Source organism: Prevotella sp. lc2012 (genome assembly GCF_900107065.1).
GTDB lineage: Bacteria > Bacteroidota > Bacteroidia > Bacteroidales > Bacteroidaceae > Prevotella.
Map to the genome: position 1 here is coordinate 169933 of NZ_FNUF01000002.1, position 25749 is coordinate 195681.

General features: G+C 53.6%; 13 protein-coding genes and 1 pseudogene. 7 read left to right on the forward strand and 7 right to left on the reverse strand.

Going from position 1 to position 25749, the window contains the following annotated elements; genetic code table 11:
- Positions 1-37: 37 nt before the first annotated feature.
- The 7 genes from BLU99_RS04835 to xyl3A all read left to right on the forward strand — a co-directional run bounded on the left by BLU99_RS04835 (position 38) and on the right by xyl3A (position 14765).
- The gene (locus BLU99_RS04835) at positions 38-1711 is read left to right on the forward strand and encodes a glycoside hydrolase family 32 protein (protein ID WP_091900065.1); all 1674 of its coding nucleotides are present in this window, start codon (positions 38-40) and stop codon (positions 1709-1711) included.
- 19 nt (positions 1712-1730) lie between these two features.
- On the forward strand, positions 1731-2891 hold the full coding sequence (locus tag BLU99_RS04840) for an MFS transporter (RefSeq protein ID WP_091900066.1): 1161 nt from the start codon (positions 1731-1733) through the stop codon (positions 2889-2891).
- 4 nt (positions 2892-2895) lie between these two features.
- A complete protein-coding gene (locus tag BLU99_RS04845) occupies positions 2896-3780 on the forward strand; it encodes a carbohydrate kinase family protein (protein ID WP_091900067.1) in 885 nt (294 codons plus the stop codon).
- A 705-nt stretch (positions 3781-4485) separates the two neighbouring features.
- The gene (locus BLU99_RS04855; protein ID WP_255397450.1) at positions 4486-6861 is read left to right on the forward strand and encodes a glycoside hydrolase family 9 protein; all 2376 of its coding nucleotides are present in this window, start codon (positions 4486-4488) and stop codon (positions 6859-6861) included.
- A 255-nt stretch (positions 6862-7116) separates the two neighbouring features.
- Complete coding sequence (locus BLU99_RS04860; protein WP_091900069.1) at positions 7117-9564, forward strand: glycoside hydrolase family 31 protein; 2448 nt, start codon at positions 7117-7119, stop codon at positions 9562-9564.
- Between the two features lies 1 nt (position 9565).
- Complete coding sequence (locus BLU99_RS04865; RefSeq protein ID WP_091900070.1) at positions 9566-12046, forward strand: glycosyl hydrolase family 95 catalytic domain-containing protein; 2481 nt, start codon at positions 9566-9568, stop codon at positions 12044-12046.
- 103 nt (positions 12047-12149) lie between these two features.
- On the forward strand, positions 12150-14765 hold the full coding sequence (gene xyl3A / locus BLU99_RS04870; protein ID WP_369807704.1) for a xylan 1,4-beta-xylosidase: 2616 nt from the start codon (positions 12150-12152) through the stop codon (positions 14763-14765).
- A gap of 25 nt (positions 14766-14790) precedes the next feature.
- On the opposite strand, the gene BLU99_RS04875 is transcribed toward xyl3A, so the two are convergent.
- The 7 genes and pseudogenes from BLU99_RS04875 to BLU99_RS04905 all read right to left on the reverse strand — a co-directional run bounded on the left by BLU99_RS04875 (position 14791) and on the right by BLU99_RS04905 (position 25678).
- On the reverse strand, positions 14791-15561 hold the full coding sequence (locus BLU99_RS04875; RefSeq protein ID WP_091900072.1) for a TIGR03915 family putative DNA repair protein: 771 nt from the start codon (positions 15559-15561) through the stop codon (positions 14791-14793).
- Positions 15562-15571: 10 nt separating this feature from the next.
- Complete coding sequence (locus tag BLU99_RS04880) at positions 15572-16870, reverse strand: putative DNA modification/repair radical SAM protein (protein WP_091900073.1); 1299 nt, start codon at positions 16868-16870, stop codon at positions 15572-15574.
- 72 nt (positions 16871-16942) lie between these two features.
- Positions 16943-18394: a family 43 glycosylhydrolase gene (locus tag BLU99_RS04885; RefSeq protein ID WP_091900074.1), complete on the reverse strand. Its 1452-nt coding sequence runs from the start codon at positions 18392-18394 to the stop codon at positions 16943-16945.
- A gap of 1 nt (position 18395) precedes the next feature.
- Complete coding sequence (locus tag BLU99_RS12425; protein WP_369807709.1) at positions 18396-19094, reverse strand: acetylxylan esterase; 699 nt, start codon at positions 19092-19094, stop codon at positions 18396-18398.
- 474 nt (positions 19095-19568) lie between these two features.
- Positions 19569-20495, reverse strand: a pseudogene (locus BLU99_RS12430) (family 43 glycosylhydrolase); the annotation flags it as partial.
- 232 nt (positions 20496-20727) lie between these two features.
- The gene (locus BLU99_RS04900; protein WP_176771046.1) at positions 20728-22539 is read right to left on the reverse strand and encodes a RagB/SusD family nutrient uptake outer membrane protein; all 1812 of its coding nucleotides are present in this window, start codon (positions 22537-22539) and stop codon (positions 20728-20730) included.
- 16 nt (positions 22540-22555) lie between these two features.
- Positions 22556-25678 carry a SusC/RagA family TonB-linked outer membrane protein gene (locus BLU99_RS04905; protein WP_091900076.1) on the reverse strand — a complete coding sequence of 1041 codons (3123 nt, stop codon included), beginning with the start codon at positions 25676-25678 and terminating at the stop codon, positions 22556-22558.
- Positions 25679-25749 lie beyond the last annotated feature (71 nt).

A 25749-nucleotide genomic window follows, 5' to 3' on the forward strand; every position in this document is an offset into this window, starting at 1 on the left:
TATGTAAATTTGCAGCAGAAACTTAAAACAAACGAATATGAAGAGACTCATGATGATGACTGCCCTACTGATGGCGGTGACAGTGAAGGCCCAAGGTCCAATGATCCTGGGAGATAATCATGCCATGCTACGGGTGAAGCAGGGAACAAAGTATCTGCTGCTGCCCGTGCAGGAGAAGGAAGAGAATGCGAACATTGCCGTGCTCGACATACGTAACGAGATGGTACAACGGCTGAACGTCCGTCTGGCCGTGGACAAAGTGGATTATTTCGTTCCTTTCGAAATCAGGAACGGACAACTGTTAGATATCACCTTTCATGCCGACAAGAGGACGACAGGAGCCATGAAGGATTTCGTGTGTTGGAAGGAGATGAAGTACTCGGACACCTTCGACACGACAAACCGCGAACGCTTCCGTCCACGATATCACCACACGCCGTTGTATGGCTGGATGAATGATCCGAACGGTATGTTCTATAAGGATGGCGTGTGGCACCTGTACTATCAGTATAACCCCTATGGCTCACAGTGGGAGAACATGAGTTGGGGGCACTCCACCTCGCGCGACCTGATTCACTGGGATGCTCAGCCGCTGGCCATCGAGAGCGACTGGCTGGGAGCCATCTTCTCGGGCAGTGCCATCGTTGACAAGGACCATACGACAGGATTCGGCCGCAATGCGGTCGTAGCTATGTACACGTCGGCTGGAGCCGCTCAGACGCAGAGCATCGCCTACAGTACCGACGGCGGACAGACATTCACTAAGTATGCCGGTAATCCTGTCATTACCTTCAACGCCCCTGACTTCCGCGACCCCAAAGTATTCTGGCACGAGCCTACAAGCAAATGGATGGTGGTGCTGGCAGTGGGACAGGAAGTGCAGTTCTACAGTTCCAAGAACTTGAAAGAATGGAAGTACGAGAGTTCATTTGGTCGTGAATACGGCAACCACGATGGCGTATGGGAATGTCCCGATATGCTTTGCTTCGGCGAAAAGTGGGTACTGCTGCTCAACATCAATCCCGGTGGACCTTTCGGTGGCTCGGCTACGCAGTACTTCGTTGGGCGGTTCGACGGCCACACCTTTACGTGCGAAGACAATCCCTCAGAGACGAAATGGATGGATTACGGCAAGGATCATTATGCTACCGTCACCTTCCACAATGCTCCCGAAGGCCGCATCGTAGCACTGCCCTGGATGAGCAACTGGCAGTATGCCAACCAAGTGCCCACCCAGCAGTTCCGCTCAGCCAATGGATTGCCCCGTGACTTGGGTATAAAGACCATTGGCAGCGAGACCATCCTGACCTGCATCCCCTCGAAAGAGGTGATGGCCCTGCGTGGCAAGAAAGTAAAGCAGCCGACGGAGGCCTGCGAGATCGTCATCGACATGAAAAGCTCGACCGACATCGTCCTGTCTAATGCCAAGGGTGAGCAGGTCACGATGCACTACGATGTCCAGAAGCAGGAGTTCAAGATGGATCGCACGAAGAGCGGCGACGTGAGCTTCAGTGAGGCATTCCCTTGTGAGACCGCTGCTCCCACCTTCGGTAGCATCAAGCAGTTGCGTCTTTTCATCGACCGCTGTTCCATCGAGGCCTTCGACGCAGAAGGAAAGATGGTGATGACCAACCTTGTATTCCCCTCAGAGCCCTACAACACCATAAAGGTAAAGGGCGGTAAGACAACCATCTACCAACTTGATAAATAAAAACAGACCATCGTTCATTATGAATAAAACTAGTAAACTCGCCCTCATCCCCGTGATGCTCTGCTTCTTCTGCATGGGCTTCGTGGACTTGGTGGGCATCGCCTCCAACTATGTGAAGGCCGACCTGGCCCTGAGCGACTCCGTGGCCAACGTATTCCCCTCGTTAGTATTCTTCTGGTTCCTCATCTTCAGTGTTCCTACGGGCATGCTGATGAACAGGATTGGCCGTAAGAAGACTGTGCTGCTCTCACTTGTGGTGACAGTCGTGTCTCTGCTTTTGCCGCTGTTTGATGAGTCGTTCGGCATCATGCTTGTGGCCTTCTCACTGCTAGGCATCGGCAACGCTCTGATGCAGACATCGCTCAACCCGTTAGTATCGACCGTGATGGGCGGCGGTAACCTTGCTTCTACGCTCACTTTTGGACAGTTCATCAAGGCCATCGCCTCGTTCTCTGCTCCCTATCTCGCCATGTGGGGTGCCACGATGGTCATTCCTGAATTCGGACTGAACTGGCGTGTGCTGTTCGGAATCTTCTTGATCGTTGGAATATTGTCATCGATTCTGCTCCTCATCACGTCTATTGACGAACCAGCCATTGAGGGCAAGCCTTCCACGTTTGTGGAGTGTTTCAAACTCCTGGGCACCCCCATCGTGCTGCTGTCGTTCTTTGGCATCATGTGCCATGTGGGCATCGACGTGGGTACGAACACGACGGCGCCGAAGATCCTCATGGAACGACTAAGTATGACGCTCAACGAGGCAGCCTTTGCCACGAGCCTCTACTTCATCTTCCGTACCATCGGCTGTCTGACGGGTTCGTTCTTTCTCCGCGTACTCAAGATGCGAACGTTCTTCATCATCTCGGCGGTGATGATGGCGCTATCGATGTGTGGTCTGTTCTTCGGCACGCAGCAATGGATGCTCTACATCGCTATCGCATTGGTGGGCTACGGCAATTCGAACATCTTCTCCATGTGCTTCGCCACCGCCCTCGAATCGATGCCCGAGAAGCAGAACGAGGTCTCGGGCCTCATGATCATGGGCTTATTCGGCGGCACGATCTTCCCCCTGCTCATGGGTTTCATGAGCGACGCCATGGGACAGGCCGGAGCCGTGCTGGTGATGGCTGTCGGTGTCCTCTACCTCTTTACGTATATCAAACAAATAAAGACCACATAAAACTATGAATCAGAAACGTTATGTAGTAGGACTCGGTGAGGTCCTGTGGGACGTACTGCCCGAAGGCAAGAAACTAGGTGGTGCCCCTGCCAATTTCGCCTATCATGCAGGACAATTCCTGGGTAGTGACTACACGATCGCTATCAGTGCGCTGGGAAAGGACAAACTGGCCGACGAGACCATTGAGGCTCTGAAGGAGCATGGTCTGAACAATCTGCTGCCCCGTGTACCTTATCCTACTGGAACAGTACAGGTGCAGCTCGACGAACAGGGCATCCCCACATATGACATCAAAGAGAACGTCGCATGGGACAATATCCCTTTCGATGACGACATCCAACAAATAGCCCGCAACTGTCGGGCCGTTTGTTTCGGCTCATTAGCCCAGCGCAACGTGGTGAGCCGTGAGACCATCCAAAAATTCCTTGATGCCACGCCCGATGACTGCATAAAGATCTTTGACATCAACCTGCGCCAGCAGTTCTATACGCAGGAGATTCTGCGTGAGTCGTTCCAGCGCTGCAACATCCTGAAGATAAACGATGAGGAACTGGTGCTCATCGGCCGCATGTTCGGTTATCCTGGCCTCGACATCGAGAACAAATGCTGGCTCATCCTGGGCAAGTACAATCTCGACATGCTTGTACTCACATGCGGCACTAACGGTAGCTATGTATTCACCCCAGGTCACATTTCCTTCCAGGAAACGCCTAAGGTCAAAGTGGCCGATACGGTAGGCGCAGGCGACTCCTTCACCGGCTCATTCGTGGGTAGTATCCTTAATGGCAAGTCTGTGCCCGAGGCTCATCGCACCGCCGTTCAGGTCTCTGCCTACGTCTGTACCCAAAACGGAGCCATGCCCAGCTACCCAGAAGAACTGCTGCAATAAGGAAGGTCGCCGTTTGTCATGAAAAAGTGCCTGAAAAAGTGTTCGGCTGAAGTTACAAACTAGAAAAACCGAGGGGGCTTTTTACTCCCTTTTTGCCCTATTCGGAGTGGAGAACGAGGCTACACCGGGTGGGGGTGCCTTCTAACAGTCAAAGAGATAGTCTCCACGACGGTAAGGAATGGCACTTACAAGTGAAAGAGATAATCCCTATACCCCCTAAGGGATTATCTCTTTCTCTTGTGGAGCCTATCTGAACGACTCTTGGAGCCTATCTCGTTGAGCGTAAGATGCCACCCTGTTTTCGCATATGCATAATCATCTTATTATCAGTCAATTACAAAAACCACCCAAAACTCGCATCTATGGCCCTCACTCCAACGTTCCTGACCTACACGCGAGTTATGAGGGGGTGTTTGTCAAGATATATCGTGGTTGGCCCTTCGATGCTTCGATTGGCCCTTCGACAAGCTCAGGGACCGAAAGCACCACTGAAGGCACTCGTTTCTAATTATGACTTCGCCGAAGGTACTTTCGTTCGGGAATGAAAAGAAAAACGGTTTTTTCTTTTGTATTTCGCTCACTTATTCGTACCTTTGCGACAAAGTTGCGAAGATACGCCATCTCGGCAGAAAAAAGAATGCGCTCTTTTTGTTCTACTCTCGATTTATTCGTATCTTTGCACCCAAACATAAAAACCACCAATAAATGAAAACCTTTAAGAAGAAAGCAACGTTCTTGATGATGCTGACGGGCATGCTGCTCCTGACAGCACCGTCGGCGATGGCCACCAAGTTCCTTGGCATCCATATCATCGACAAAGACTATCTGATGGTGCATTTCCGCGACGGTGAGGTGCACTACCGTGACAACGGCACCGGGCCGAGTGCCTATCTGGGACATTCGTTCGCTGCAGGCGACGACACCCTGCTCGTGTTCGGCGAGCGACTGAAGGTGGGCGAGGCGCAGCAGGCCGCACTCTGGCGCGTCAGCTCGGCCGACGACAAGGCCTTCGCCGCGGCACAGCCCGTGAACATCTGGCGGAAGTCGAAGCCGATGAACACCGATAACACGCTGTCGAGCGAGCTCGACCACTGGCTGTTCATCCAACTGCCGCAGTCGATGAGACAGGGATGCAGCTATACGGTCAGCATCCCCGACGGTATCGGCGCCGACCAGACGACAGCCACCATCCGCTTCGACGTGTGGAACACCCCGTCGGAAGCCGTGCATGTGAACATCATCGGTTATGCACCGAACGAGACACGGCATGCCGCCGACCTCTACCAGTGGTTGGGTGACGGCGGTCAGCGCGACTACAAGGCATGGGAGGGACGGAAGGTCTATCTCTATAACGTGAACACCAAGAAGAAGACGGCTGCCGGTACGGTGGCCTTCTGGAAGACGATGGCCGACGCAAAGGAGGAGGCCGGTCAGAAGAGCCTCATCGGCACCGACGTGTGGAACATCGACTTCAAGGGCGCGACTCCGGGCCGTTACCGTCTGGTGGTCGAGGATGTGGGCTGCAGCATGGACTTCGACATCGCTGCCAACGTCTATTTCCAGCCCTACCGCTACTCTGTGCGCGGCTACTACTACATGCGTCTCGGCGAGCCGAAGGACCCCGCGCATGTGTTCCCCGTGCCACGACAGCCGCAGTTCATCCCCGAGACCGACCCCAAGGGCTTCACCGTCTACAAGACCGATCTGCAGCCCTGGCATCCCGAGTGGCGGAAGCTACGGATGGACGTATGGGACGAGCCCCACTTCAAGAAGCTCTTCGAGTCGATCTTCTGGCAGCACCGTCTGCCGGGCAACCCCGTGAACACAGAGGTCAGGGGCGGTCACTCCGATGCCTTCGACTGGGACCGTCATCTCGCTCACGTCAGTAATATCTACGACATGCTGCTGCCCTATCTCCTCTCCGGCGGACGACTGACCGATGATAACCTCGGCATCCGCGAGAGTGGCAACGGCATCCCCGACATCATCGACGAGGCCCGCAACGAGGTGGACTTCTTCCTCTCTATCCGCGACGGTGAGGCCTACTCGCAGGGAGTCACGAACCCCTGTGCCGACTGGAGCGTGATGTTCCAGGCCGGTTGCACGACGATGGCCGCCTGGGCGAACGCCGCCAACTGTGCCGTCCTCGCCGAGGCCTTCCGCATCCAGCAGAACGACTCCCTGCGCCAGTACTATACCGACGAGGCCATCAAGGCCTTCCGCTTTGCCAGTCGTCAGGACGACCTGCAGCTCGACGATCTGCAGGACATCGGTAGCATGAGCATGCGTGGCCGTGACTTCCGTCAGTTGGCCGCCGCCTTCCTCTACAATCTCACCGGCGACGAGGCCTGGGAGAAGATCTTCGCCGAGGAGAGCATGATCAAGGACGGCAACTCTCTGCTCTTCAACAAGGGCAAGCAGGGATTCTTCGGCATCGGCGTGACCAACCAGTACGAGGAGAAGGATATCCCCTTCTGTCAACTCTGGGCGGCCGCAGCTTACCTGACCACCCCACAGCCGCGCCATTTCGAGGCTCTCTATCAGAACCTGAAGGCGAGCGTGAAGAGTCATGCCGAGGCCTATAACATCAGTCATATGGCCCAGCGCCCCTCGCGCCGCAGTGCCAACGACAGTCGCTGGCAGGTGTCGCAGAACCTGCAGTTGGTGATGCTCGCTCATTATATCGAGCCCCAGAAGGCACGTCGCCAGGAGCTGGAGCACGTCATGTACACCGAAGCCGGCTGGGCCATGGGTCGTAATCCGGGTAATATCGTGGAGATGACCGGTCTGGGAGAGCGCCATATCACCGATGTGTACTCCACAGGACGAAACGACGGTGAGGCCGGCACACATCCCGGACAGACCCCGTTCAACGGTACGGAGACCTGGTCGCCCAACAACGGCGGCGACGCACGTATCCTCCTGAATCGCTGCTACCCGTCGTGGAACGAAGGCGGCTGGCCCCGTCAGGAGTCGTACTTCAACCAGCGTTACCTCTGGGTGAACGGTGAGTTTACGCCCCGAGAGACCATGCGCGGCAAAATGGCCCTGCTTGGCTATTTGTATAGCATTTATCAGTAATAACTTATAAATATTCACGAAAAGGGAAGGAAAAGCTACTATTTTCTGATATATGAAACAAAAAGAAAACTATCTGTAACATGAAAGAAACAGGGATATTGTTTTTTCCCTTAACTTTGCACACAGAATCACAAACATGGTTAAAATTGTTTTAGTTATATTAGTAGTTAGTAGTTTTTCCTTCCTCGGGGCCCAAGAAAAGCGTTTCTTGCCCCGAGGTTTTTAATTATTCATACTTCAACTAATAATGAAACAATGAGAAAAACTATCTTGTGCGCACTACTGACTGTGTTCGGCACAGCCATGGCACAAACCCAACTACAATGGCAGACAGACAAGACCGATATCCGGGTCGAGTTCTTCACCCCATCGATCGTCCATGTGGTGAAAACACCCCTCAGCCACAGCTACATGAAGAAGAGCATGGTGGTCACCGCACAGCCCGAGGAGGTCGAGGTGGTCAGGAACGGGAACACCGTCGCCAGCGGACAGTTGACCGTCAAGGTGGACCCGCGTTCCGGTGCCATCACTTTTCAGGACAACAAAAAACGCACACTACTCAGAGAGACAAGCTGTGTCTTTGACCCATGGACAGAAGGGCCCGATGCCGGCACCTTCCGTGTGACACAGTGCTTCGCCCTCGACAAGGATGAGGCCGTCTACGGACTGGGTACCATACAGAACGGGCGCATGAACCGTCGTGGCACCCACCAGCGGATGGAGCAGTCGAACCTCGAGGACTACCAGAACGTGCTGCAGTCGGTCAAGGGCTGGGGCCTGTACTGGGACAACTACGCTCCGACACAGTTTGATGACGACCAGCAGGGCATGCGCTTCTCCTCGGAGGTGGGCGACTGTGCCGACTACTACTTCATGTACGGCGGCTCTGCCGACGGGGTCATCGCACAGATGCGACACCTGTCGGGACAGGTGCCGATGTTCCCCTTGTGGACCTACGGCTTCTGGCAGTCGAAGGAGCGCTACAAGAGTGCCGCCGAGACAGAGAGCACCGTCGATAAGTACCGTGAGCTGCAGGTGCCGCTCGACGGTATCATACAAGACTGGCAGTACTGGGGCTCGAACTACCTGTGGAACGCGATGGACTTCCTCTCGGAGGAGTTCAGCAACGGGCCTCAGCTCATCAAGAACGTGCATCAGAAGCACGCTCACTTCATGATCAGCATCTGGGCCAGCTTCGGTCCACAGACCCAGCAGTTCCGCGAGCTCAATGAGAAAGGACTCCTGTTGCCCATCGAGACATGGCCACAGAGCGGACTCTCTCATATCTGGCCACCACGCATGGACTATCCCTCGGGGGTGAAGGTGTATGATGCCTTCAATGCCGAGGCACGTGCAATCTACTGGAAATACCTGAAGAGGCTCTACGACTATGGCACCGATGCCTGGTGGATGGACTCGACGGATCCCGACTTCTTCAATCCGAGGGAAAGCGACTATGCCTATATCGTCGGGGATCGCAAATCCCCGACAACAGAGGGAGCGCCGACAACATGGCGGGCCATGCGCAACGCCTTCCCCCTGGCCACCGTGCGTGGTGTCTATGAGGCACAGCGCAGCTGCGCCCCTTCTTCGGATCAGGAAAAGCGTGTGTTCATCATGACACGCTCGGCCTTCGCCGGACAGCAGCACTACGGCTCAAACATGTGGAGCGGTGATGTGGCCTCGTCATGGGATATGCTCAGGAAGCAGTTGCCCGCCGGACTGAGCTTCTCGCTGACGGGTAACCCTAACTTCAATACCGACATCGGCGGTTTCTTCTGCGGTTCCTACAATACCAAGGGTAGCGGTTCCGCACCACGGAACCCACAGTTCCAGGAGCTCTATGTGCGATGGATGCAGTACGGTCTGTTCTGCCCTGTCTTCCGCAGCCATGGTGCCGACGCGCCCCGTGAGATCTGGCAGTTCGGTCGGAAAGGAGAGCCCGTGTACGACGCCATCGAGAAGTCCATCCGTCTGCGCTACCGTCTTATACCTTATATATATAGTACGGCCTGGCAGGTCACCAGCAACAACGACAGTTATCTGCGCCCGTTGTTCAGCGACTTCGCCCAGGACAAGAAGGTGTGGGACATGACCGATGAGTTCATGTTCGGTCGCAGCATCCTCGCCGCCCCCATCGTGGAGGCCCAGTACACAGAGGAGAAGATCATCCACGAGGACGCCATGACCGGATGGGAGAAGAAGGAGCAGTCGGGCGACAGGAGTCAGGAGACGGGAGTGGATTGGAGTGTGAGCAAGACAGCCACGAAATATCTGCCGAAGGGAACCACATGGTACGACTTCTGGACGAATAAGTCGTATAAGGGCGGACAGACGGTCGTCCTCGCCACCAGCTTCGACCGTGTGCCGATGTTCGTCCGTGCCGGTAGCATCCTCCCACTCGGTCCGGAGATGCAGTATGTTGGTGAGAAGGCATGGGACCACCTCGAGCTCCGTGTCTACCCGGGTGCCGACGGTACCTTCACGCTCTATGAGGATGAGGGCGACAACTACAACTACGAGAAGGGTATCTACAGCACCATCCCGTTCCGTTGGGACGATGCCAAGGGGGTGTTGACCATCGGTCAGCGGCAAGGCTCCTTCCCGGGCATGCTCTCTGTCAGGACCTTCACGGTGGTGTGGCCCGACGGCACCACTAAGACCGTCGACTATCAAGGACAGGAAATCAATATCAACCAATAAGATGAAGAAAGCACTCATGATGCTGGCCGTCTGCCTGACAGCACTCTCGGCCACAGCACAACAGCACAAGCTATGGTACGACAAGCCCGCCACCCACTGGCTGGAGGCTCTGCCCATCGGCAACTCCCATCTCGGGGCGATGGTCTATGGCGGTACCGACAGCGAGGAGATCCAACTCAACGAGGAGACCTTCTGGAGCGGGTCGCCCCATCATAACAACAGTGAAGAAGCCAAGACTCATCTGCAGGAGGTCAGAGACCTGATCTTCGCAGGCAAGGAGATGGAGGCGCACGAGATTATCGACCAGCATTTCTTCAAGGGACCTCATGGCATGCGCTTCCTACCGTTGGGCAGTGTGAAGCTATCCTTCGACTACCAAGGGCAGACCGTGCCGGTGGACTACCGTCGTGAGCTGAGTCTCGCCGACGCACTCTGCACCACCACCTACGAGGCGAACGGAATCAAGTACGAGCGCACGGTCTTTGCCTCACAGGCCGACAACGCCATCGTCGTGCATCTGAAAGTGGACAAGGAAGGTACGCTGGCCTTTAACCTCGGCTTTGACAGTCAACTGCAAGCAGAGCAGCAGGTCAGCAACCATCAGCTGACGGCCGTCGTCAAGAACGTCGAGCAGGAAGGCATACCCGGACAACTGACGGCCGAGGCGCGCATCACCGTGAGCACCGAAGGCGAGACGGTGGACGGCAGCAAGTCCATCACCGTATGCAACGCGACGACAGCAACCATCTATATCGTGGCCGCCACCAACTTCATCGACTACCAGAACATCAGTGGTGACCCGACAGTCAAGAACCTCCAGACGATGACCTCACTGAAGGGGAAGAGCTATGAGCAGTTGCGCGACCGCCATATCAAGGCCTATCAAGCGCAATACGACCGTGTATCACTGACACTGGGACAGTCGGCAGCTTCGGCAGACGGCACATCACGCCTCCCCACCGACCAGCGCCTCGCTGCCTTCGCCAAGAACGGCGGCACCGACCTCGACATGGTGTCGCTGATGATGCAATACGGTCGTTACCTGCTGATATCCTCCTCGCAACCGGGCGGACAGCCAGCCAACCTACAAGGTGTGTGGAATGGTAAGATGGATGCCCCGTGGGATTCGAAGTACACCATTAACATCAACGCGGAGATGAACTACTGGCCTGCCCTCGTGGGCAACCTCGCCGAGACCCAGCAGCCGTTGTTCTCGATGATCCGCGACCTGAGCAAGACAGGTACCAAGACCGCCCAGACGATGTACGGATGTGACGGTTGGGTGGCCCATCACAATACCGACCTCTGGCGCATCGCCGGTCCGGTAGACGGCACGACCTGGGGTATGTTCCCCACAGGTGGTGCATGGCTGACGACACACCTCTGGCAGCACTATCTCTTCACTGGCGACAAGCAGTTCCTGACGGACTACTATCCCATCATGAAAGGAGCCGCCGACTTCCTGCTCAGTTATATGCAGCCGTACCCTGAGTCGGGCGAGGTGAAAGGAGCCGCAGGATGGCTCGTCACCGTGCCCACCGTCTCACCGGAGCATGGTCCGAAGGGTAAGAGCACCACCGTCACCGCCGGTTCGACGATGGACAACCAGATTGTCTTCGATGTGCTCTCACAACTGATTCAGGCAGCCAAGGTTCTTGGCAAAGACGAGGGCTCCCTCCGCGTCTATCAGAAGGCTCTGTCGAAGCTGGCGCCCATGCAGATCGGGCGCTACGGTCAGCTGCAGGAGTGGCTCATCGACGGCGACGACCCGAAGGATGAGCACCGTCATATCTCTCACCTCTACGGACTCTATCCCTCCAACCAGATATCGCCTTACTCCCATCCGGAGCTCTTCACCGCCGCCGCCAACACACTGAACCAACGTGGTGACATGGCGACGGGCTGGAGTCTGGGGTGGAAGATCAACTTCTGGGCGCGGATGCTCGACGGCAACCATGCCTACCAGATCTTCAAGAACCTGCTGACGGTGATACCTGCCACGACAGAATGGGGGCCCCGAGGCGGTACCTACCCGAACCTCTTCGATGCCCATCCACCCTTCCAGATCGACGGAAACTTCGGTTGTGCCGCTGGCATCTGTGAGATGCTGCTGCAGAGTCATGACGGCGCCGTACACCTGCTGCCCGCCCTGCCCGACGCATGGTCGGAGGGACAGGTCACTGGTCTTCGTGCACGAGGTGGCTTCATCGTTGACATGCGTTGGAAGGACGGTGCCATACAGGAGACCGTCATCAAGTCGACCATCGGCGGCACGCTCCGCGTACGCTCCTACGTGCCCCTTCATGGAGCGCATCTGAGACCGGCCACCGGCGAGTGCCCCAACCCGCTGTTCGCACCGGCCGTAATCCAACAGCCGCTACAATCGGCTGAACTGTCAGATTTTCCCTTGCTTCAGGTGAAAAATGTCTACGAATACGATTTGGACACCAAGCCCGGTCAGACATACCGGCTGAAGATATAGACGTTCGGCCCACTTGATGTTACTTGACAGAAAGTTTATGTGACATGAAGTATTGTACATATCACACTTTTTATTTATCTTTGCAACGAAAACATAACGAGATATGCTACTACAATTATCCAAAAGAAATAACCTCTTATTATCAACATTATTTATGCTCATGGTCTGTGCCGTATCGTCTGCATCGGCACAGACCTTGCCTTATCAGAACCCTAACCTGAGTGCCAGGGAGCGTGCCGTTGATCTCTGCAGCAGACTGACGCTGGAGGAGAAGGCCATGCTCATGCTCGACGAGAGTCCGGCCATCCCACGCCTCGGCATCAAGAAGTTCTTCTGGTGGAGCGAAGCCCTGCACGGTGCCGCCAACATGGGTAACGTGACGAACTTCCCCGAGCCCGTAGCCATGGCTGCATCGTTCAACCCCGACTTACTTTATAAGGTGTTCGATGTGGCCAGCACCGAGTTCCGTGCCCAGTACAACCACCGAATGTACGACCTGGGCGGCGAGGACATGAAGATGCGCAGTCTGTCGGTATGGACACCGAACGTGAACATCTTCCGTGACCCACGCTGGGGCCGCGGTCAGGAGACCTACGGTGAGGATCCCTATCTGACCTCCGTGATGGGCGATGCCGTCGTTCGTGGTCTGCAGGGACCGGAGTCATCGAAATACCGTAAGTTGTGGGCCTGTGCCAAGCACTATGCCGTACACAGCGGTCCGGAATACACCCGTCACTCCGCCAACCTCACCAATGTGCCGGTACGTGACTTCTGGGAGACTTATATGCCGGCCTTTAAAACCCTCGTTCAAGATAGTAAGGTACGTGAGGTCATGTGCGCCTACCAGCGGCTCGACGACGACCCCTGCTGCGGCAGTAACCGACTGCTCCAGCAGATTCTCCGTGATGAGTGGGGCTTCCAGTACCTCGTCGTCAGCGACTGCGGTGCCATCAGCGATTTCTATACCTCACATAAGAGTTCATCCTCTCCTATTACAGCCTCTGCCAAGGCCACACTGGCCGGAACAGATGTGGAGTGCGGCTATGGCTACGCCTACAGGAGCATCCCCGAGGCTGTGCGACGCGGTCTGATCAGTGAGGCAGAGGTCGACAAGCACGTCATCCGTCTGCTCGAAGGTCGCTTCGATCTCGGTGAGATGGACGACCCGTCGCTTGTGGAGTGGTCGAAGATCCCCTATTCGGCCATGTCGACCAAGGCTTCCGCCAAGATTGCCCTTGACATGGCGCGCCAGTCGATCGTGCTGTTGCAGAACAACCACGACATTCTACCTTTGAAGAAGAATGCCGAGAAAATTGCGGTCATCGGTCCCAATGCCGATAATGAGCCGATGATGTGGGGTAACTACAACGGTACGCCCAACCATACCATCACCATCCTCAACGGCATCAAGGCCAAGCAGAAGAAGCTGGTGTATATACCCGGTTGCGACCTGACTGACGACCGTGTGATGGAGAGTCGTTTGGCAACCGAGTGCACGACTCCCGATGGCAAGAAAGGACTGAAGGGCACCTTCTGGACCAACACGAAGATGGAAGGTAAGTCGTTCACCACCGAACACTATACAAAGCCCGTCAACGTGACCACGGCCGGCATGCATGTCTTCGCTGCCAACCTGCCCATTGAGGATTTCTCTGCCAAATACGAGACCACCTTTACTCCGAAGGAGGCCGGTGAGTATGTCCTGAATGTGGAGGCAACAGGTCACTTCGAGGTCTTCGTCAATGGTGAAAGAAAAATCATGCAGCATATCTGGCGCGCCACACCGACTCGTACCGTACTGAAGGCCGAGAAGGGACAGTCGTTCCAGATTGAGGTGCGCTTCCAGACCGTGAAGACGTGGGGGGCGTCGATGAAGATCGACGTGGCCCGTGAGCTGCCCATCGACTACCAGCAGACCATCGCCCAACTGAAGGGCATCGACAAGGTGATCTTCGTTGGTGGTATCGCTCCGAGTCTGGAGGGAGAGGAGATGCCCGTGAACATCGAGGGCTTCAAGGGCGGCGACCGCACGGATATCGAACTGCCGAAGGTACAGCGCGAGTTCCTGAAGGCCCTGAAGGAAGCCGGTAAGCAGGTCATCTTCGTCAACTGCTCCGGTTCTGCCATCGCCCTGCTGCCTGAGACCGAGACCTGTGAGGCGATCGTCCAGGCCTGGTATGCCGGTCAGGAGGGAGGCACTGCCGTGGCCGACGTGCTCTTCGGTGACTATAACCCCAGCGGTAAGTTGCCCGTGACCTTCTATAAGAATACCCAGCAGTTGCCCGATTACGAGGACTACTCGATGAAGGGGCGCACCTATCGTTACTTCGACGATCCGCTGTTCGCCTTCGGCTATGGGCAGAGCTATACCAGCTTTGAGGTTGGTGAAGCTAAGATTTCCGGAGAAGCCGGAAAGCCCGACTATACCATCAGCATCCCTGTCACGAACACCGGCAAGCGCGACGGCACAGAGATTGTACAGTTATACATCCGCAACCTCGCCGATACCGAGGGACCGTCGAAGTCGCTCCGGGCCTTCCAGCGTGCCGACGTGAAGGTCGGCAAGACTGCGACTGTCACGCTGACGCTCAACGAGAAGAGTTTTGAGTTCTGGGATGCCGAGACAAACACCATGCGAACCAAGTCAGGCACCTACGAGATCCTCTACGGCAACAGTTCGCAGGACAAGGATCTGAAGAAGCTCACCATCACCTTATAACAATAAAGCCTCCCCAAGGGAGGCTTTATTGTTTTTCTGTCATGTATTTCCAGTAACGGCGGGGCATGTCCTTCAACTGCTTCCGGGGATTCATGCGCTCCTTGATACAGATAGCCTTGAAATACGTACGCCACAGGTCCTGCATCAGTTGGTCGTCACTGCTGAGCAAGTTGCCATCCAGTTTTCCATCGGAAAGACTAAAGGGCACAGCGACTTCATCCTCAAACGTGATACGGATGGTCTGATGCCCGTCATAATAGAAACCATAGTGCCGCTTGGCATCATAGATGAGCCACGACTGGTCATTGAAACGGTCGGCGAAATGGGTGATTATCAACGGAAGCACATCATGATCGGGTGATACCACAGCGAGGTAGGTGCCGTCTTTGGCTTTCTGGAAACGAATAAACTGTTTCATACGCAACTCCTCATGGGCCACCTTCCGTGCGATGTTCGTCACAGCTTGCACATCGGGATCGGCAAAATATCTGGAGATATCCCCTTGTCTGAACACCTTACAGATATAGAGAAATAAGGGCGTTGGCAGCTCTGGCAGTTCTGACAGCCAACTGACGGAAATCATTCTCATGACCTCATGCGGCAGTCGTTTCTCCAACCCGGCCCACACCCGGCGTGCCTTCTCGTCGTCGGTCGTCACCTGATAGAGATGATCGCAGAACAGCGGCACCGTTTCCCCCTGCATCAGCAACCGGTCCGGTTGGTCATGCAACGCAAAGGCATCGAACACCGCAGTCAGAAGTCCGTCGATCGTTCCGTCAATCACATAACAAGTCATAGATGGGTTTTTAATGAGGGTTTTCTTCAAAAGGCAGCTCCAACTGTCGTTCCTCGGCCGCCCGTTTCTGTTGGGTCTTGGAGATGAGCAAGGGACGGAGCCGCTCCGGGTGCAGTTCGTTAATACCGACGATAGGCATCGCATAGCCACTGGTCAGCTCATGACAGGTGATGAAATACTTCGCCTTTTTCATCACCACTCCCATCTTCCTAAGGTCGTACGACGTAAGTCGGTTGAAACGTCGGGAGTTCACGATGAGCCATGCGGATTTCGTGCCCAGTCCCGGCACCCGTAGCAACTGCTCATAGTCGGCCGTGTTGATGTCGATGGGGAACGCCTCAGGATGGCGCAATGCCCAGCCCAGCTTAGGGTCAACCTCCAAGTCGAGGTTCGCATGGCACTCGTCGACAATCTCCTCGACCTTGAAATGGTAGAAGCGTAACAGCCAGTCGGCCTGATACAGACGGTTCTCTCGTACCAGCGGTGGCTGTTTGAGGTTAGGCAGTCGCGGGTCATAGGTGTTCACGCTGACATAGCCCGAATAATACACACGTCGCATAGACGGTTGCCCGTAGAGTGCCGACGACATCGTGAGGATGTCACGATCGGTATCCTGTGTAGCTCCCACGATCATCTGTGTCGATTGTCCAGCTGGCACGAAGCGGGGCACATGACGGAAACGGCGACGATCCTCCCTGTTCTCCAGCACCCCCTGTTGTATCAGGCGCATGGGCTGGAACACACTCTGGTGATCTTTCTCCGGTGCGAGCAACTTCAGCGACCGTTCCTCTGCAATCTCGATGTTCACACTCATACGGTCGGCATAGCGCCCGGCCTCGGCAAGCAGATCGTGACTGGCACCGGGGATGGCCTTCAGGTGGATATAGCCATTGAAGCGATGTACCGTACGCAGATCTCGTGCGATGGCCGTCAACCGCTCCATCGTATAGTCGGGATTACGCACAATCCCACTGCTAAGAAACAAGCCCTCGATGTAGTTACGACGATAGAACTCCATCGTGATCTCCTCCAGTTCGCTGACGGAGAGCGTGGCCCGACGGATATCGTTCGAGCGACGGTTGATACAGTAGGCACAGTCGTACATGCAGTAGTTGGTCAGCATCACCTTCAACAGAGAGATACAACGGCCGTCGTCTGCAAACGAGTGGCAGATACCGATACCCCCGACGGTCGATCCCACCATGCCCTGCTTACCCTTGCGCACGGTGCCGCTCGACGAGCACGAGACGTCGTACTTCGCCGACTCTGCGAGAATCCGCAGCTTTTCCATCGTCTTTTCTGTCAGCATACGGATGCAAAGATAAAAAAAAGGTGTCCCAAAAGTCGGGACACCCTCTCTCGTTTTTCGTTTTTCCTGCATTTAGTGGTTACGGAAGTTCCACTTTGAATTATCACTATTGAAGTCGTACTCGGCAAGCGTCGGTGTGGAATCACCTGCGGAGTAGAGACAGTAGCGCTTGTTGATGCCCTCCTGACCAGGTATCACCTTCGGCATGATACGGAAAGTACCATCGGTGAGCTGTTCGATGCGCCAGAGCTGCTCGTCGGCACCAGTATAGGCGGGAACAGTGGTCACCTCCTTGTCGGCGGTGGCAGTCAGCGCACGGTCGGTGCCCTCGATGACAATCTTGAAGTAGGTATTTCCAAGGTAGGCGCCCTTACCCTCGACAGGCGAGATGGTCCAACGCTGGTGGGGACGGAACATATAGTCGCCGATGCGTGCGGGGATGTCACCCTCCGGCCAGGTGCCGATCACATCTTCCAGGGTCTGGTTAGCAACAGGCTTGACGGGCTGCTCCATCTGGTTGCGATTGAACCAACCCTGACGCTCCTGCTGCATTCTGACGAAATCGACAGCAAGCTCCAGTGCATAGCCACGACGCTCAGACTCAATCTCGAAGGTGCCGCCCTTGAACTGATCGCCGCCATAGGGCCAACCGTTTTTCCAAAGCAGAGGACGGATAGCCAGTGTAGAGCGTCCGCTCAAGTCGAAGTCGGCCTCCCAGTGGAACGACATCACCTCGACACCCTCGTCGATGATGGTACGTCCAAAGTGGCCGGCACCAGTCTTACGGTCGCCTGCGGCAATCACCATTCTACCACCACCATGATACATGTCACGGCCTACGTTGTCGAGATACGGTCCCTCCACACTGCGTGAACGACCCACCACAATATTATAGGTAGAATTCGTGCCGTCACAGCAAGTGCCGTGGGTACCTAGCAGATAGTACCAACCATCACGGTAGATCAGGTCGGAAGCCTCACAGTCGATGGCGATATCCTTCTCCTTATTACCCTTCACACGGAAACCGGTCTTCGGATCGAGCTCAATCAGACGGATTGTACCGAAGTAGGTGCCATAGCTGACCCATAGACGACCCGTTGTGGGATCGAGTAAGATACCCGGGTCGATCGCGTCCTGATCCTCCATACCGTCGGAAGCACAGACCTCGACAGCCTCCGACCATTTGAAGTCGGGCGACTTAGGATCAAGCGTCTTGTTCCACATGGTAAGGATGCGACCGGCGTGACCACCACCGAGGCCACCACCAGTGGCACCATAGATACAAAGGTAACGGTCACCGATCTTGATGATATCGGGGGCTGCTCCGCCACCAGGGCGCTCTGCACCGCTGTTCCAAGTCCAGCCGTCTTCAGAGATCAGACCGCCGCCACCAGTGCCGAAGGTGTAGTATTTACCTTCGCACTCTGCGATGGTCGAGGGGTCATGGATATAGGGAGCGCCTATCTGCGCATTGGCGGCAGCAGTCACGGCAAGTGCCGCCAGAAGTGTATGTAGTCTTTTCATTTTATTGTGCTTTGATTGAATAGTTCTTTACTGGGTTACCTTTTTCGTCGAGGAAGCGAACACAGAAGTCGCTCATGCCAGGGCCATTGATGATGGCACCACGGAGGATGTTACGACCCTTCTTAAGGGTAAGACGTGGTGACATGGCATCGTCTTTCACCATACGACGGTCGCCAGAGAGCAGGAGAGCCTCCTCACCGTTGAGCCACCACATAGAGGCAGAGTTAGATCCTACTGCCAGACGGACATTCTCGATGTCCTCATCGCAGTCGATGATGGTGACTGCCCAGAAGAGCACACCATAGACCTGCTGTCCCCACTTCTCTGCAAAGCGGAAGAGCTTGACGTTCATGTTCTCACTGTCGAGAGCGTGCCAGGTCAGCGTCTGGTTAACGGTCTTAATCACTGGCTCAGCGGGAGCCTGCTGCTGACCGAAGCCACGACCGAAGCCTGCGGGAACCTCCTCGCGCTTAAACGATACCTTTACCTTCTGACCATTCTTCGGTACGATGGTCTGCTGACCCTTGAAGTACTCCATGCCGAAGTGCTTACGCAGATAGCTGTCGGTAAAGACCGTATTGCCACTATTGGGCTTGTCGATAGGCTCCAGGAGCATCCAACGACGGATGAAGCCCTCATCATCAGGCTGAGCAGCGGCAGTCGTCACCGGCGAGAAATACTTCGGACGATTCTTGAACAGAACCCAGTCGACACTGACGCCAGCCTCACCCTCACAGGTAATCACCAGGTCGGTAACGCCCTTCGGTGTGTAGTTCAGCGGAGCAGTCAGCGTAAGCCACTGGTTACTGAAGTCGCGACGGAACATGGCCGGCATTCCGGCAGGTGTCTCGGGCTTCACAGTCATGTCCACCTCAGCAATCACCTTGCCGTTGGCGGTTTTCTCACGGATAAAGAATTTGGTATTCCCGGCTGCCTTGGCATTGACAATCACATAACCGTCGGCAATACAGTCGAAGTTCACATCATTATACTTGATCCAACTGCCCTTTACCGGAAGCGTAGCCTCAAAGCCACGGAAGGTGTTAACCGTATCAATGAGCTGGGCGGTCACATCAGCGCTGGCAGCACTATAGCGGTCTACATCGATTTTCTCCGTAGCCTGATTGATACCGACGCCACGCAAGGTCGGCTTCACCTCCTGAATGGTTCCGTCGGCGTTGAAAGACAGTTTCTCAATACATACAGAACGGCGCTTATCGTCATTCGGAGAGAGGTGGTTGCGATGGTAGAACAGGTACCACTGACCTTTATAGTTGATGATGCTATGATGGTTGGTCCAACAGCCGTTGTCGTGCTCAGCCATGATAAGTCCTTTGTACTCGTACGGTCCCATCGGATTCTTACTCATGGCATATCCGAGAACCTCGGTATTCTCTCTTACATAAGGATAGGTCAGATAATAGTTGCCGTTGTATTCGAATGCGAACGGACCTTCAGCCTGACGACTTGGCAGACCTTTCAGACAGTTGACGCCTTTCATCTCAAACTCACGGTCGCCCCACTTTACCTTTTCTGTAGGCGTATCGTCGGCCAGTTCCTTCATGTTATCCTTGAGCTTGGCACAACGGCCGGCACCCCAGAATATATAAGCGTTACCGTCAGAGGCCAGGAGAACACACGGATCGATACCGTTGATGCCCTTAATGGGCTCTGGTTCAGGAATGAACGGGCCTTCCGGATTGTCGGCTATCGCAACACCGATGCCAAAGCCAAAACCCTTTCCTTCAGCAGGAGCAGATGGGAAATAGAAATAGTACTTGCCGTTTCTGTATACGCAGTCGGGCGCCCACATCGAATAAGAGTCAGGTCTCACCCAAGGAACTTTGTTCTGGGTGACAATAACGCCATGGTCTGTCCAGTCGGTCAGGTTCTCGGAAGAGAACACATGATAGTCGGCCATACAGAACCAGTCCTGCCTTTGTCCTTCAGGAGGAACGATGTCGTGCGAAGGGTAAAGATACACCTTGTTATTAAACACCCGCGCTGTCGGGTCTGCGGAAAATTGGTCACGGATGACGGGATTCTGTGCCTGCATCAATAGCGGCACTCCCAGAAATAGAATAGTAAGTTTTTTCTTCATCTGTTTGTTAGAAGTTAGAATTTTGAGTCACAAAAATACTTATTTTTCCCAAATAGTCCAAAAGCTTTCGACGAAAGGGTCAATAATTGTTACATTCAAAATAAACCGTGTTACAATTAGCAATTGTTTGCAAAAAAGAACACGAAAAAAGATGCCGCGTCCTCTCGACGCGGCATCTCCAAAATACCAAAACAATGTGTCTAATCAGAATACTATTTCTGAATAGTATGTTTTATTCTGCAGACTCCTCGGTTTCGCCGTTTAGGCTTTCCCAACCAAGAACATTCTTCATGCCATTGGCCAGACGGCAGTCGCGTGGGAGCGGCAGATACATATACTTATCTGAGAAGTCATTATAGTCGGCCTCAGAATACGTCGTGAACAACTTGTGCTCCTTTCCGTATCCAGGCTTACCACTTACAAAGAACTCATCGAAAACGGTAGGTATACGCTTATGGATACCGCCGTAGTTCTTATTGAAGATCTGATCGAGGTTCACCTTGCCCTGCTTAGCCCAACGAATAAGGTCGGGGAAACGGCAGTTCTCGAACCACATCTCATACTGCTTCTCTTCCATGACATTTTCGAAAGTGAGCGAAGAACTGATCTTACCAGAACCAGAACGAGCCTGTACCTCGTTGAGAGCCTTCAGACCTTCGGCCTCGTCGGCACCGATGCAAGCCTCTGCATAGAGCAGAAGAGCCTCTGCATAACGAGCGACATTGAAGTTCTTCGTGTTCGAAGCGCTGCTCATAATCTCTGGCTCGCTGTCTTTCGGATACTCCTTACCACCAGTCAGGATTCTTGGTGGAACTTTGTATGACATATGCTTCCACTCGAAATATGGTCCATGGCTGAAAAGACCTGTAGAAGCCTTGATACCACGGTTGGGATCAGCCTTCTTTTGGGCAGCTGTACCGTCGTTAAACTCTGAACCACTCCACTCCATCTCGTAGAGCCACTCATCCTCGGTCAGGAAGCAGGCACGACGACGGGGAGAGTTACCGTCATGCTCGACGAACTTCTTGGCGAAGTCCTCCTGAACAGCACCGCCATTCCAACCTGCAGCCGAACAAGCATCAGGCATAGAAGCCAGAGCATCGGTACGCCAGCAGAATACGTCGGCCACCATCCAACGGCTACGCCATACCTGATCCCAGAATGAAGCCGCATTGTCATAGATGAAGTTGGGCTCGAAGATCTTCTCACTGTTACCATCACCGGCTACATGGAAGTTGGTCCAATACTCATCGGTAGGAACGAGTTTGTAGTCACCAGACTTGATGAGGTCACCCAGATACTTGCGGGCCGTGGTCGGATCGTTGGCGAACATAGCAGCCTTACCGGCTACGAACTGTGCGAAACCAACGGACATACGAGCCGTGGCGTCCTTATCTTCAATACCATTACGCTTGGGCAGAGAACCGGAACTGATGGCTTTCTCACACTCAGCAACAACCCACTTAAGCACCTGCTCCTGACTCTCAGCCTGCTGAGGCAGTTCATCGGGCTGCAACAGATGGTCAAGAATTGCAGGACGGTTCCACAGGATGGCCATCATCATGTGGATGTATGCACGCATGACACGAGCCTCGGCCACACATCTTTCCGTGACTTTGCTGGTATATTTAGGCTCTGCACCATCACGGTTCTCTGTGGTGAAATTAGAGATCACAAGGTTAGCGCTGTAAATAGCAGTGACATAACGGTTGTAGCACTCCTTCAGGGTTCCGTTGGTCTCGTTGTATGTGAACTCATCGAATACACGGAATCCGATGTGGTCGGCCTTGTTACCACCGGCAGACAGGATATCGTCGGCCGCATAGTTGATGATGACCTGCTCCGGGTTATCAATACCTTCAGAGCCTGCCACGTTCTGAACGAAGCTGGCGTACATATTGGCAAGGCACTCTTCTGCATCCGCATCGGAGGCATAGTAGTTCAGGGTACTGACTGTACCCTTCTGAGCAATATCAAGTTTGTCTTCGCAGGAGACCAAGCCCAGCGCGAACACGAACAGTGTTGGGATTATTATCTTTTTCATTTTGTTTTGCATTAAATTAGAATGTCACATTTACACCCAGAATCATCTTCTTCATGGTTGGATATGAGCCCCAGTCGAGACCAACAGCAGAAGGAGCTATTGTCGTAGCTGATGTAGCCGTCTCTGGATCCAGACCAGGATAGCTGGTGATGGTGAAGAAGTCGTCGAGTGATACATACACACGGAGGTTATTGATCAACGCTTTCTTCGTAATCTTAGAAGGAATCGTATAACCTAACTGCAACTGCTTGATACGGAAGTAGTCGCCCTTGAACATATTACCGGTAGAAGACCAGAACTCCTTATCAGGACTGAGGATCTTCTCAGGATGCGGAAGAGAACCACCCGGATTCTCCGGTGTCCTGGCATTCTCAAGATAGTACTTCAGGCCGTTCTTGTAACCAGTGCGGTGGAGTACCGGAATAATCTTGTTACCACCCTGTCCATAACCATTAAGCATAAAGTCGAAGCCCTTCCAAGCCAGATTGATATTCAAGCCGTACAGGAATGACGGCGATGTCCGACCGATATCAGTCATATCATCGGTTCCGAGATTACCATCACCACTCAGATCCTTGAATTTAGGAGCTCCGTCAGCGTCAACACCCTCATAAATATAACCATAGAAGTGCCAAACGGTGTGTCCTTCCTCGAAGACCGTCTGAATCTGGTAGTTGGTTGAGCTGGCATCTGATTTATATTCAGGGGTTGCACCTCCCATAGAGAGCACATCGTTGTGAACTGTTGTAAGGTTAGCATTAATAGAGTAACTGAAATCACCAATGCGGTCCTTCCAACCAAGTTCAAGCTCGAGACCTCTGTTCAGTACCTCACCGCGGTTAGCTGTCACTGATGTGAAGCCCAACTCAGAAGGAACATTCACGCTATGAAGCTGATCCCTGGTGCGTTTGTTATAGAAAACAGCAGCAAGAGACAGTCTGTTTCTCAGGAAACGGGCATCGACACCCAGGTCGGTCTGCTCAGACACCTCCCATTTCAGGTCGGGGTTCGCCAGTTTGTCGGGCTTAGATCCGTACGTGGTACCAACCTGATCGACATGATACTGGTACCAGCTGCCACCTTTCGAAATACCTGCGGTATAGGGGTAATTATTCAACACGTTGATATTACCATTACGTCCCCAAGAAGCACGGAGCTTCAAGAAAGAAACGACATCAGACGAGACATTATCCTTGAAGAACTTCTCATTGCTGATGGTCCAACCTACAGAGAATGAGGGGAAGTAACCCCAACGGTTATCGCCCTTCGGAAGCTTTGACGTATCAAAAGCATCGGCACGGAAATTGGCCTGGAAGAGGTAGCGGTTGTCGTAGTTATAAGTCAGACGACCATAGTAAGCCATATTGGTGTGTACGCTTGGCTTATTGTCGGTTTTCCGAGGAACATCATCTTTCGCATATCCAATATAGCGGAAGTTGGGCTCGTACGACGGAAGAATGTCTGAACCTGAAACACTGATAGACGAGTCGTCCTTGTGTCTCTCATAATAAGCCATACCGGCCATCAGAGTAAGGTTATGTTTGCCAATAGTCTTATTATAGTTGGCAAAGTTCTCCCACTGATAGTACCAACCAGTATTGGTGTTAGCAGCCATCGAATAGGTTGCCTGACTACCACGGTCACCCACATAGAAAGGAGCGCTATACGTATGCTGGTTGCTATAGTTGAGGCGATAACCGAAGCGTGATGTAATAGTCAATCCCTTAAGAGGCGTCAAGTTTGCAAAGAAGTTTCCATTGACGTTGAAACCACCATTGGTACCATCGGTCGCGTCACGCTTAGCAAAGGGGCTACCCTCCATATCGGAATACATGGTGTTAGCGAACCATCCATGACTGTCACGGAAAAGCTTTTGATTAGAAGTTCCATTCTCATAAGCCTCCAACTGTGTCCTGAATTTATCAGGCATCTGAGAAATCTCTGTCCAATAGACAGGAGTCAGAGGATCCATCTGGATCATCTGCTCGAACGAAGAACCATACGAACGCTGCGACACGCTCTTGGTGTCCCACTTCTCGATGCTCGTGTTTGTACCTACCTGCAACCACTTATAAACATTGTAATCGGCGTTGATCTGGGCAGAAGCACGCTTATAAACGTCTTTGTCACCCCTTACAACACCATTCTGATGTACAAAATTAAGGGCAGTAAAGAAATGTCCTTTCGTATTACCACCAGAGACGCTCACCGTATGTTGCGTGCTCCATGTGGGCTCGATATAAGCGTCGATCCAGTCCTGATCGATGACACCGCCAGCGTAATCTGGATGACTGTAGTCATTGTCCTTAAGTCTTGCACTGACATCTTCAGCACCATACTCATAGGTCATGTACTTCAGGAAGTCGTCGCGTCCCATCAAAGGACGTCTGGTGTAGTTCTGCAAAGTAGCACGAGCTGTGTAGTTGACAGACACCTTGCCCTCTTCACCCTTCTTGGTGGTAACGAGAACGACACCATTACCTGCCTCGGCTCCATAGATAGCTGCAGAAGCACCATCTTTCAGGACTTCGATAGACTCGATCACCTGAGGATCCAGATACTGGATGCTGGTCACCTTAAGTCCGTCAACGATATACAATGGGCTAAGGTCTCCTGAATTAGACGATATACCACGGATGCGGATATCGGCGCCACTTCCAGGAGAACCGTTTGTGATAACGTTCACACCAGCAACCTTACCCTGAAGGGCTGCGGCAGCATCGTTGGTCGACAGGTTCTTCAGATCTTCGCCCTTCACAGAGCCTACAGAACCGGTCAAGTCGCTCTTTCTCTGAACACCGTAACCGATAACCACGATGTCGTTCAATGTCTGAGCATCTACTTTAAGTGTTACTGTAATGTTGTTACGACCTGCCAACTTCACAGTCTCAGTGGTGTAACCGATGTAAGAGACGACCAATGTGGCGTTCTTGTCAGCCTGAACGCTGAATTTACCATCAAGGTCTGTGATACCGCCAACCTTGGTTCCCTGTACTCTCACACTAGCACCAATAATCGGCTCACCTGTTTCATCATTCACCGTTCCCTTAATGACGCTCTGAGCCATAGCTCCCAGAGGGAACAAACAGAGCAGGAACAGAAACACTAACGGCTTTTGTAGTGATTTAAATTTCCACATAATAGTTAATTAGATAATTGATTGTTGTTAATAAGATAATACTATCTCTCGTTTTATTCGTTTCAGGTTGC